The 12,094-nt window shown below is 41.7% G+C and carries 9 protein-coding genes; all 9 read left to right on the forward strand.

The features are described 5' to 3' along the window. Positions 1-72 precede the first annotated feature (72 nt). The 9 genes from ACM0P2_RS13935 to ACM0P2_RS13975 are packed head-to-tail and all read left to right on the forward strand — an operon-like array spanning position 73 to position 12,091. Complete coding sequence (locus ACM0P2_RS13935) at positions 73-2,610, forward strand: hypothetical protein (protein ID WP_159119939.1); 2,538 nt, start codon at positions 73-75, stop codon at positions 2,608-2,610. Then, a complete protein-coding gene (locus tag ACM0P2_RS13940; protein WP_159119938.1) occupies positions 2,607-3,572 on the forward strand; it encodes a glycosyltransferase in 966 nt (321 codons plus the stop codon). Before ACM0P2_RS13935 ends, ACM0P2_RS13940 begins: the two co-directional genes overlap by 4 nt. 2 nt (positions 3,573-3,574) lie before the next feature. Further along, positions 3,575-4,684: a glycosyltransferase gene (locus ACM0P2_RS13945; protein ID WP_159119937.1), complete on the forward strand. Its 1,110-nt coding sequence runs from the start codon at positions 3,575-3,577 to the stop codon at positions 4,682-4,684. Further along, positions 4,677-5,693, forward strand: a complete 1,017-nt coding sequence (locus ACM0P2_RS13950; RefSeq protein WP_159119936.1) for a polysaccharide deacetylase family protein — start codon at positions 4,677-4,679, stop codon at positions 5,691-5,693. The genes ACM0P2_RS13945 and ACM0P2_RS13950 overlap by 8 nt, the downstream gene beginning before the upstream one ends. After that, a complete protein-coding gene (locus ACM0P2_RS13955) occupies positions 5,693-6,766 on the forward strand; it encodes a GNAT family N-acetyltransferase (protein ID WP_159119935.1) in 1,074 nt (357 codons plus the stop codon). The genes ACM0P2_RS13950 and ACM0P2_RS13955 overlap by 1 nt, the downstream gene beginning before the upstream one ends. Positions 6,767-6,778: 12 nt before the next feature. Then, a complete protein-coding gene (asnB, locus tag ACM0P2_RS13960; RefSeq protein WP_159119934.1) occupies positions 6,779-8,659 on the forward strand; it encodes an asparagine synthase (glutamine-hydrolyzing) in 1,881 nt (626 codons plus the stop codon). After that, on the forward strand, positions 8,649-9,713 hold the full coding sequence (locus tag ACM0P2_RS13965; RefSeq protein WP_159119933.1) for an acyltransferase family protein: 1,065 nt from the start codon (positions 8,649-8,651) through the stop codon (positions 9,711-9,713). Before asnB ends, ACM0P2_RS13965 begins: the two co-directional genes overlap by 11 nt. After that, the gene (locus ACM0P2_RS13970) at positions 9,706-10,818 is read left to right on the forward strand and encodes a glycosyltransferase (RefSeq protein ID WP_159119932.1); all 1,113 of its coding nucleotides are present in this window, start codon (positions 9,706-9,708) and stop codon (positions 10,816-10,818) included. The genes ACM0P2_RS13965 and ACM0P2_RS13970 overlap by 8 nt, the downstream gene beginning before the upstream one ends. After that, a complete protein-coding gene (locus ACM0P2_RS13975) occupies positions 10,811-12,091 on the forward strand; it encodes an O-antigen ligase family protein (RefSeq protein WP_159119931.1) in 1,281 nt (426 codons plus the stop codon). The genes ACM0P2_RS13970 and ACM0P2_RS13975 overlap by 8 nt, the downstream gene beginning before the upstream one ends. Positions 12,092-12,094 lie beyond the last annotated feature (3 nt).

Raw genomic sequence — 12,094 nt, forward strand, 5'->3', positions numbered from 1 at the left:
ATTGGCATACTAGAGTCATTATGCATATGTTCATCAAGAATATTGCTCACGGAAGAAATAAAGAAAGCAGTAATGACACAAACGGTTGGAACTATCCAGGTTGCCTCTTTAGCCAAAGAGACGTGCGGACATTTTAAAACAGGGTTGCCCTGCCCTAAGGGAATGTGGCCCGCCGTCACTCAATTTCGGCTTGCCGCAAACGGAATACTCTTAACTGATACTTTTATCAAAACCTCGCAGCTATGGCCAGATGGTTCAATAAAGTGGTTGTTATGTGAAGGTTTGATTGATTTACAGCACCATTCGGTAAGCGATGAAATAGTTCTGACGTTAGAAGCGGTGGAGAGCGACTCACCATCGAACAAGCTTGTCTCACCTGTAAACGATAACGATGAGGCGCTTTCACTGTCACTAGGCTGTGGCGAAACATTCACAATTAACAAAGCCAAGCCTTTTGAGTTTGCAACCAACAAGCACTTATCCAGCTCTTTCGATATGGTTGATATTACTCCTCAATCGATAACCCCTATTGCACTCTCTTATGCTCTTCATTGCAATAACAACGAATACAGCGCATTAACCGTTGAACAAAAATACGAGATTAGGCTCGGCAGCGATAAAAAGCTGATTGTTGAAACAGAAGCGTCAATCTTCCTTAGTACCGGAACGGTTTGTGCTCATTTAACAATGCGAAACCCAAGCGCTGCGGCACACCCAAATGGGAAGTGGGACTTGGGAGACCCAAACAGTATTTATTTAAAAGAGTGCTGTATCTCGTTCAAAGGTAAATCGCTAGAGCCTACGCTGACGCTAAATTCTGATGTCTTTAGTTCATCTGAACATGAAGAGCTGACACTTCATCAGGCCTCCAGTGGTTTTGAAAACTGGCAAAGTCCAGTCCATGTAAATCAAGACAACGTTAACTCGCTTCCGTTTCGCGGTTTTAAACTTTACCAACCAGACCACTTATTGCTTTCGGGTGACCAAGCAAAACCGCAAATTAAGATTTCAAACAGCGGTAGCACTTTTAATATTCATGTTGATAAATTTTGGCAAAACTTTCCTAGTTCAGCACAATTAACATCAGACAGGTTGAGCGTTAGCTTGTTAGGTTCTAGATATAGTGAGAGTACTGAACTACAGCCTGGGGAACAAAAAACACGATGCGTTTCGATCGCACCTTTCGAGATGCAATCTCTACAAGTGGTTATTGATAGCGCTTGGCTAAAAAACGCATCTGTTTTACCTTTCCTTCCTTCTAAATCATGCAAGTTTGACTCTCTTATAAAAAGTGGCATTGAAGGTCCGTCTTCTTTTTATCAAAAGCGGCTCGATATCGACGAGTTTGGCTGGCGACACTTCGGTGAGCTGTACGCGGATCACGAAAAGGCACTCGCACCTGACGAGCCCTTTTTCGTGTCACATTACAACAATCAATACGACCCCATATTTGGAATGCTAATACAGTGGTTGTTAAGCGGCGAACCTCGTTGGTTTGAACTAGCAGATGACCTTGCCAAGCATGTTGCAGATATTGATGTTTATCACACCCGTGACGATAAGCCAGAGTATAGCGGCGGATTATTTTGGCATACCGACCATTATGTTCAGGCATATACAGCTTCTCATAGAACGTACTCTAAACATCAGCCGACTGGTGTTTACGATGATCATGCTGGAGGCGGCGGACCGGGTGGGCAGCATTGTTATACCAATGGTCTCACTTTGCATTATCTGCTTACTGGATACACACCGTCTCGAGACGCCGCATTATCCATAACGCAATGGGTAACCAATTATTATGAAGGCGACGGTACGTTTTTAGGCGCCCTACTTGCTTTTAAAAATAGCGATATTCCTGGTGTTAAAAATGTAAAAACAGGGAAGTACCCTTTAGACAGAGGCACGGGTAACTACCTGCAAGCAAGGCTAGATAGATACGAACTACAAGGTTGTGATAGCGATATTGAAGCCGCGGCCTATATTATAGCGAATACGGTCTCCCCCACCGATGACTTCGACCAGTTGCAATTGGATAATGTCGAAGCAACGTGGTTTTATACTGTCTTCCTACAAGCTGTTTGCCGATTTATATCACTTAAAGAACAGCGCTGTGAATGTGACTCGAGCTATCAATACGCCGTAAACTCCCTTACTCACTATGCCAATTGGATGGCAGTGAACGAATACGCTTATTTAGACAAGCCTGACATTCTTGAGTTTCCGAATCAAACGTGGAGTGGGCAAGACCTAAGAAAACTATGCGTACTGCATTTTGCGTCTAACTATCTAACTGAAGCCCAACGTACGCTTGCTGAACAAAAAGCCGAACAACTAGCAGATACAATTTATCATCGCCTTAGTACGAGTGCTGAGACGAGTACCACGCGCCTACTTTGTTTGATGATGCAAAACGGCCATTACTCAGGTTTTAAGCAGGCTGCCCGCCCTCTTTCATCGACTTCTACACAAAAAGGTCAGGCCTCAACAGAGAAATCCAATTCATTGAGTTTTCTTTTGTCCAACCTTATCGATTTATCTCCGTCAAGAGAGAGAAAACAGCTAGTGAAACGTTTTCCACAACTTCAAAAATGGTTAGGTAAACCATGAGTATTAATACGTCTTTTATCATTCCTCATAAGGGGCGTGAAGACATGCTCATTGAAACACTAACAAGTATTGCGGGCCTAACAACACCTAAAGAACAATACGAAGTTGTTTTGGTAAGTCAGAATAAAGAAATTTCAAATACGCTCAGCGCATTTATCGAAACAGTAAATTTGCGAGTTGTATATAACGACGAAAATAACACGATTTCACATTCTAGGAATCTGGGCGCCGGCTTGGCGACAGGTGAATACTTGGCATTTTTAGACGCAGATGTTGCACTTGCTTCGAATTGGCTAGACGTGATGATTGATACTCTCAAAACGCGAGACAATACGGCTCTAGTTAGCGCCATGCAGGTGAACAGCCCTAACGCTCCGCCTTTAGAGAGAATAAGAACGGCGTTAAGCAATGCTGAACTTGATGTGCCTGTCAGTTTTCTGCCTGGCCGCAACTTATTTCTTTTAAAGGAAACTTTTGAGGCAGCAGGTAAGTTTCCTGAACACCTTCTTACTTGTGAAGATTATTTCTTTACCGATAAGGTTAATAAATTAGGTGAGTTGTTTTACACCTCACAAACCCAGTATATTCACATTGGCGAAGACAAAGCTTACGCACCGATGTATAAAAAAGAAATATGGCGCGGCCAGTCCAATATTGCATCTTTAAAAGGAAGGCGCATTCCGCTGAGAGAATGGCCAAGTTTTGTTGTTCCTTTTGCATTTACAGGTGGTCTTTTACTGGCTTTTCTCGCGATAATATTCTCGCAACCTATTGTCGCTATAGTTATGTTAGTAGGCGCTTTTCTGCCTTTTACAGCGTACACGTGGCGACTAAAAAGGCTTGTTAAGCAGCAAGTAACTTGGTGGCATTGCTCACTTTTTTATCTGCTTTATTTTCCGGCTAGAGCACTTGGAACATTAATAGGAGTACGCGGCGCTGTTAGTACCAGCTCGCATAAATAACAATGAAAGTTTTACAGTTTATTTGTTCAACCGGTTTTTACGGTGCAGAAAGATGGGTGTTAGCGTTATCAAAGCATTTGCCAGATAGTGTTTCGAGTGAACTTGTTGTTACCTTAGAGCCGGGTACAGAAGAGCTAGAGCTAGTAAAACAGTTCAAAGCGATAGGAAAAACTCACCACATTCCTATGCAGGGTCGTTTTGACCTGCGTGCCGTTTCGAAATTGGCGGATTTAATTCAAGAACAAGATATCGATATTATCCATACTCACGGCTATAAGTCAGATATTTTGGGCGTAATGGCGGCTAGAAAAGCAGGTATTCCGTGTGTTGTAACACCCCACGGCTTTGAAAATGCTGCCGACTTGAAACTCCGTCTCTTTATTTGGTTAGGGTGTCAGTCGATGCGCTTTGCCGACAAAGTTGTTCCACTTTCTAAGCAACTAATGAGTGATGTGGAGAAGTTTAATATATCGCCTGAAAAGCTTGAGTATATCCAAAATGGCGTAGACTTGTCTGAAGTAGAAGCCGTTAGACAAACAAAAACAGACAAGCCAAAAGAAAAGAAGACCATTGGCTTTGTGGGCCAAATGATCAGCCGGAAAAATATAAAAGCCATTTTAGACTGCTTCGAGTCTTTATATAAAAAGCGTCAAGATATTGAATTAGTACTGCTGGGTGACGGCGAAGACCGCCCCAGCTTAGAGGCGTATTCGAAAACACTGGCTAGTGCCAGCGACATTCATTTTTTAGGCTTTAGAAATGACAGGCTACAGCTGCTGCGCGACTTTGACTTGTTCGTAATGACGTCGACGCTTGAAGGCATCCCTCGCTGCTTAATGGAAGCATGCGCCATGGAAATTCCGGTGTCTGCTTATGACATTGCGGGTATCGACCAGCTAATAACACACAACGAGTCTGGTTTATTGGCTCCTCTTCACAACAGCAAGCAGCTTGAGAAAGATTGGGAGAGACTGCTAGACGACAAAGCGCTCGCCACCTCACTAGCTCAAAACTCAAAGTCGTTTGTAGAAGCCAATTTCTCTGCTAAGAGAATGGCTGATGAATACCTTGAATTATTCAAAGGAATCCTGAAAGAGAGTGTAAATGCATAAACAGGACGTGTTATTTGTTTTAACTATTGATACTGAAGAAGAATGGCAGTGGGACGAAGAGTTTCCGCAGCATAACTGTTCAGTTGAAAATGTTGAAAAGCTTCCTGCATTTCAAACTTTCTGTGAAAGCCTTGGTATCCGTCCTACATATTTTGTTGATTACGCCGTTGCAAGCAATAATGTTGGTAGTCAAACTCTGCGAACCTTTGCTAAATCTAACAGCGCGGAGATTGGAGCACATCTACACCCTTGGTGTAACCCTCCCTATTTCGGTAAAACAACCGAAGCGGAATCTCATGTAATAAACCTTCCTTTAGAGCAAGTAGAGCAAAAACTCGATGCACTAAACGCCCTTTTACACGACAAAATAGGCGTTCGCCCACAGTCCTTTAGAAGCGGGCGATGGGGCGTAAGTGCCAAAATGCTTAGATTACTTGCATCAAGAGGCTATGTAGTAGATTCAAGCGTTTATCCCTTTTACAGGAACGACTATTTTAGCTGCCTTGGTGCACCAGAATCGCCTTATTGGCCTTCGTTTGACAACGCACTGGCTCCTGGAGAGCAGCGTCAACTGCTTGAGATCCCTGTTACCGCAGGGTTTAATATTCAAAACTTCTCTCTTGGTGAACGCATTCATAATCGACTATCTAAACCGCCTTTTAATTGGGTTAAATCTGTCGGTCTGCTTTGGCACAGTAAACTTTTAAGAAAGATTTATTTGAGTCCAGAGCTTACCGAAATCGAAGACATGCTTGCGTTAGTCGACCAAAGCATTCAGAAAAAACAACCCGTTATTCACATGTACTTACACAGCTCTAGTTTAATCGACGGAGCAACGGGCCTTTTAGATGGGCCAAATGCATTTGAAACAATATGCCAGCGCATTGAGGTTGTAACTCAACACTTAGCGAAACATGCCAATGTTAGATTTTGCACTATCTCAGAAGCCAAGGTGCATTTAAGTAACCGCAGCGCTTCAAGCGGTGTTATTAAAGGTGAGCAAAATTAATGACGGCACATCAAAATACAAAGTTACGAATAGCGTCAGCCAGCGACAAACCTTTGTGGGATGCCTATGTATCACAACACAAAAATGCTTCCGCTTATCACAAGTTTGCGTGGCTTGAAGCAGTAAAAGCCGCTTACGGTCATTCAATGCTTGGCGTTATTGCCACATGTGCTAATACGGGGCAAGTTGTTGGTGTTTTCCCTGCTGTTTTAATGAATATACCTTTGCTGGGCAAGCAAATATGTTCTTTACCTTATTGCGATGTAGGCTATGGCTTAGCCGACAACGACAAGGTGTTAAATGACATGCATGCGCTTCTTGCTGCGCAGATGCGAAACGTAACAGGAAAAAGATTAGAAGTTAGAGGTATAGAACAATCACCTTTAGACAAAACCCAGTTTGAGAACAAAAAAGTGCGTATGCTTTTGCCTCTGCCTGAGTCAAGTGAAATACTGTTATCAAGTTTCAAATCTAAATTACGTAGCCAAATAAGAAAGGCTGAAAAAAATGGGCTTACCTTTGAATTAGGCACATCGAACGTTCTGGTAAGTGATTTCTACAACGTATATGCTCAAAACATGAGAGATCTCGGCTCTCCTGTTCACGCTGAAAAATGGTTTAAGGCAGTTATAAAAAGTTACGGCCAAAGTAGTTTAATTAGCGTGGTTTATCACGATGGCCAGCCTATTGGTGGTGGCATTATCATAAAATCGGGTGACAACGCTTCTATTCCATGGGCCTCAACACTTCGTGACTTCAATCGCCTTGCTCCTAATATGTTGTTGTATTGGTCTTTGCTTTCCCATTGCGCCGACAATGGCGTGAAAGTTTTTGACTTTGGCCGCTCAACCTTTGAAGAAGGTACATATAAATTTAAAAAACAATGGGGCGCAGAACCTCAGCTGCTTAACTGGCAGAGTTTTGATAAAAATAATGAGTTGATAGACACTAAAAGCGACGCTGAGTCAGGCTCAAGCAGGGTAAGAGAAATAGCCGAAAACATTTGGCGTGAACTTCCCTTAAAATTTACCATTGTAACTGGGTCAATTCTTCGACCTTATATCAGTTTGTAGGGATAACCATTCATGTGTGGCATTGCAGGATTTAGCCTTTTTAATTTCAACGAAGGCGGTGAAACTTCATTAGAAGCTATGCACAAGGCTATTCATCACAGAGGCCCAGATGCCAGCGGCATGTATATCGATGAACATATCGGCCTTTGTCATAGGCGGCTGAGTATTCTTGATCTCTCAGAAGCAGGCAATCAGCCCATGTACTCGAAAGAGGGTGACTTGGTTATTGTTTTTAATGGCGAGATCTACAACTTCCTTGAATTGCGAGCCGAGCTTGAAAACGACGGTGTTACATTTAAAAGCCATACAGATACCGAAGTTATTTTAGAGCTATATGCACGCGAAGGAACCGAGTGTTTAGATAAACTAAACGGAATGTTTGCCTTTGCTCTGTGGGACAAAAACAAGCAAGAACTGTTTATTGCACGCGACCGATTGGGTAAAAAACCCCTTTACTATTTTAATGATAATGGTCGATTTGCGTTTGGCTCTGAGATTAAAGCTATATTGGCGCTGGAGAACATTCCAAGAGAAATTCGCTTAGACGCCGTATATGACTTCTTTGCATATCAATACGTTCCCGACCCAAAGAGTATTTTTAAGCACATTCACAAGTTACCACCTGCTCATTATTTAATGCTTAATAAAGACGGTTTCAGCATTCATGAATATTGGGATTTGAGCTTTAAAAACACCACAAGTGCCAGTGAAGATGCCAATAAAGCGCAGTTAAAAACCTTACTTGAAAAAGTCACTAAACAAAGAATGATCAGTGATGTTCCGCTTGGCGCTTTCTTAAGCGGCGGTGTGGATAGCTCGGGTGTTGTCGCTATGATGGCACAAGCCAGCGAAACTCCCGTAAAAACCTGTACCATAGGATTTGATGATAAAGCATTTAACGAAGCTGATTTCGCTCGTGAAATAGCTGAAAAATACGAAACAGAGCACCATGAATTTACCGTTCACCAAAACGTTAGCGACAGACTAGAACATATCGTGAGCTTTTTTGATGAACCTTTTGCTGACCCCTCGTTAGTGCCGACCTTCTTCGTTTCGGAACTGGCAAGAAAGGCTGTAACCGTTGCGCTCGCGGGAGACGGCGGCGATGAGATGTTCGCTGGCTACGAAAAGTACTCGATTGACGATGTCGAAAACAAGCTAAGAAGCAAATTCCCCGAAGCGGTCCGAAAGTCTGTTTTTCCACATTTAGCGAAATTGGCTGGAAAAGTGCCTGGCACGCTCGGAAAAAAAGCCAAATCGTTGCTTACGAGCTTGTCTCACGAACCGGCGATGGGCTTTTATATCACAAACAGTATGATGACTGACGAAATGTGGCAAAGCTTAGTTAAGCCTGAAGTTGCACAGCAGCTCGCCGATTACCACCCTAGTCAATATACCTTAGACATGTATAACAAAGCCGACGGTCCGGACCATTTAAGCAAGATTCTTTACACCGACATCAAGACCTACATGACGGGCGATATCCTTGTGAAAGTTGATCGCATGAGTATGGCAAATTCGTTAGAGGTACGAGCGCCTATTCTGGATTACCAAGTTGCAGAGTTCGCCGCCACCCTACCCTCTTCACAGAAATATCGCGACGGTGAGAAAAAATACCTACTTAAAGAAGTCTTTAAGCCCTTTATCCCCGATTCACTGTTGTATAGAAAGAAAATGGGCTTCAGTACGCCGCTGGATGAGTGGTTTAGAGGTGAATTGAAATCACTGTCTGAATCTCAAATCATCGATTCACAGCGTGGTCTTAACGACGTATTCGATAGCGGTGTTATAAAGAAATTTTGGGAAGAACATCAAACGCGCAAAGCCGATCACGGCATAGTGCTGTGGAGTATGTTGATGTATCAAATGTGGTTTGAACGTTATGCAGCGTAATTTTGCTTTAGACTGCTTTAGAGCGCTGGCAATAATGCTTGTGTTTACGGGTCATACGATAAATAGCCTAGGCTCTCCTCAGGTACTCGCGCCTCTACAATTTGGTGGCACTGGCGTTGACCTGTTTTTTGTTCTTTCGGGTTGGTTGATTGGAAACCAGCTTTTTAAAGAACAATCTAAGTTCGGCAATATCGACATCTCACGCTTTTGGATTCGCCGTTGGATGAGAACACTGCCAGCTTATTATGCAGTACTAGCTGTGACTATCGCTCAACAATACCTAACCAAGAACAACTTTGAGTTCCCTTGGAGCCATCTATTTTTTACTCAAAACTATAATTCTGATTTAAATTTATTTTACGTGAGCTGGTCACTTTCAGTAGAGGAACAGTTTTATTTATTTATTGCACCACTATTAGTTGTGGGCTTTCGCCTTGGTCATAAAGTCCAGGTTACAGCTCTTTTCATTTTTCTTTTAAGCCCATCTTTTTTTCGCAGTTTAGAGTTATTTAATTCTTTAAAAGAAACACACGTAAGACTTGATTGTTGTGCAATGGGAGTTTTGCTGGCTTATTTAAAGTTTAACCAGTATAAAACTTGGCAAAATTTCGCAAAACATATACAAGGATTGTTTTACTTTTCCATAGCGCTCTACATTTTTTATTACGTAGCAAGATATTACCCAGAGTGGCATATAATAGAACCAGGTAAGTTACAATTAGCGATTATTTTCGGAATATGGATTATCTGGGCTGACGGCCAAAAACGTATTAGAGAGCACCGGTATCATTCGATTATTATGCATATATCCACACGTTCTTATGCAATGTATCTGCTTCATGTAGACGCCCTTGCAATTGCAGGCCATATCATAAATAAAGAAAATATTGTGTTTTATTACACTACCACTTTATTCATAACTCTTGTTTTATCAGAAGTGATGTACAGAATTATAGAAATGCCTTTCATAAATGCTAGGAAAAACTTCTCGTTTTCGAAGTCACGCGAACACAATGAAAAAGTAATAAACAGGGAAAGTTACTCCAATGGCTAGAGTTTTACACGTCACCTTTGACATGCGGATAGGTGGCACCGAAATGGTAATTAAAAACATTATCGAAGGTAGTGACTTATCTAAGCACCCGATGTCTATCTTTTGCATAGAATCTCCAATAGGCCCTTGGGGTAAATCGCTTGTTTCTCAAGGTATAGCGATTGTAGCTGAAAAAAGAAAGCCTGGATTCGATACAGATATCGTGAAGAAATTAAGGCGTTACATTGTAGAGGAAAAAATTGATGTTGTTCACTGCCATCAATACACTCCTTGGGTATATGGCGCTCTGGCAAGCATCTTCACGAACGCTCACGTTATATTCACCGAACACGGACGCTTCTACCCTGATAGTCGAAGTTACAAGAGAAAAATAGTAAACCCATTCCTTGTTCAGTGTACTTCTAAAATCACCTCTATATCTGAAGCGACCAAGCAAGCGCTCGCAGAATTTGAGTACCTTCCTAAAAATCTAACTAGCGTTGTTTACAACGGTATAATTCCAAGATTTAAAGATTTGCAAAATCGAAAAAGCATACGACTAGAACTTGGCGTTAAAGATGAAACTTTTCTACTCGGTACTATTGCTCGCTTTGACCCTATAAAGAATCATAAAATGATGCTGCATGCGTTTCATCGTGTAAAACAATGCAATAACAATATCAAGTTGCTCATGGTGGGGGACGGCGACGAGAGACAAAATATTGAACGACTTATTAATGAGCTACAGTTGGAAAGTGACGTTATTTTAACTGGATATAAGGAAAATGCGTCCTCGTTTATAGATGCTATGGATCTTTTTTTACTCTCGTCCTTAAGCGAGGGAACATCAATGACTCTATTAGAAGCGATGGCCTTGCAAACACCCTGTGTAGTAACAGATGCTGGCGGAAACTCGGAAATTATATTAAATGGAGAGGTTGGTCTAGTAGCCCCTAATAATGATATAGAAGCATTCTCTCAAGCGATTAGCGTTATAATCAACGATCCAAGCCTACTCCAAAAAATGGAGGAAAAATGCTTACCTCATTTTAACACTAACTTCCATGCAAACATTATGAATAAACAATATACGGCTATTTATGAGGAGCTTAGCCGCCATGGTTAAAATCCTAACCATACTAGCATTGTTGTTTACAACAATAATGCTAGTAAGCGCGCCCTATTTAGCCGCACTGAGTTATACAACGGTTTCTGTCATGCAGCCTCAATATATTTGGTTTTGGAGCTTTGAAGGGATTCCTTTGTTCAAAATCACTGCAGGTCTATCCATAATAGCTTGGGCGATACAAGCTGCAAAAGGTGAAATAAACTGGGCTGTATATAGGTCTGGTCAATATCGTGCTTTAGCACTGCTGGTTGCTATTATGCACATTTCGAACTGGTTAACCCCCTTTGATAGCTATTTCGCCGGTACTGGAGCTGAAATTGTTCTCAGCACAATGCGTACGATATTTATTATGTACACTATTGTGTTGGGTTTAATTCAAAATAAAAAAGCACTGGTTATTTTCTGTTATACCATGTTGGCAATAGCTGTATATTACACTTATTGGACAAATAAGGCATATTTCACACAAGACTGGGGTATGTTCAAAGCAGGTAGGTTTTCAGGGCTTCCTAGCGGCCCATATAGAGACGAAAATGCATTTTCTATCCTGTTAGTCATACTCATGCATTTTATTCTTTTCGGCATTTTTTTCTTTAAGGATAAGAGGATAAAGATAGGGCTCATCATTCTTATTCCGTTTTTGTGGCACGCTCTTATACTTTGCGCCTCTCGAGGTGCTTTGTTAAGCGCAGGAATATCTACCCTCTTTGCTACAACACTAATTCGGTCAAAGAAGCTTAACACTATATTATTGATGGCATTCGTTGGCGCAGTGATCTGGCAAGGAGGCGCGCTGTTAAACAGGACATCGGAAACTGTGAGTAGAGCAGAACACAGTGATGAGCCCATCAACCCGAGATTAGCGTCTTGGAGCGTCGGTGTAAAACTCACTGGAGAATACCCTCTTTTCGGAGTGGGTCCCCAACGATTTCAGATTGCATCTCGTGTCCATTTTCCCGGAGAGTCACCGCACGTTGCGCACAATACTTTACTGAATTTTTCTGCCAATACCGGTATCCTTGCAGGACTTATTTACTTGTATTTTTTCGTAAAATCTTATTCAAATTTTAAATACGTAAAGCTGCACGCGAAACCGGACAGTATCTACGCTTACATAAACAATGCGTGTATGTGTGGTTTACTTGGTTTTTTTGTTGGAGCAATTTTTCTCGACCTTATCATTTTCGAGCCATTTTACTTTATAGTTTTACTATTAAGTGTTAATTACTTCCTTATAAAAAGTACAAATGAAACGCATAAGAAAAGTTGAATT

This window comes from Alteromonas sp. OM2203, from assembly GCF_048517045.1.
Classification (GTDB): Bacteria; Pseudomonadota; Gammaproteobacteria; order Enterobacterales; family Alteromonadaceae; genus Alteromonas; species Alteromonas gracilis.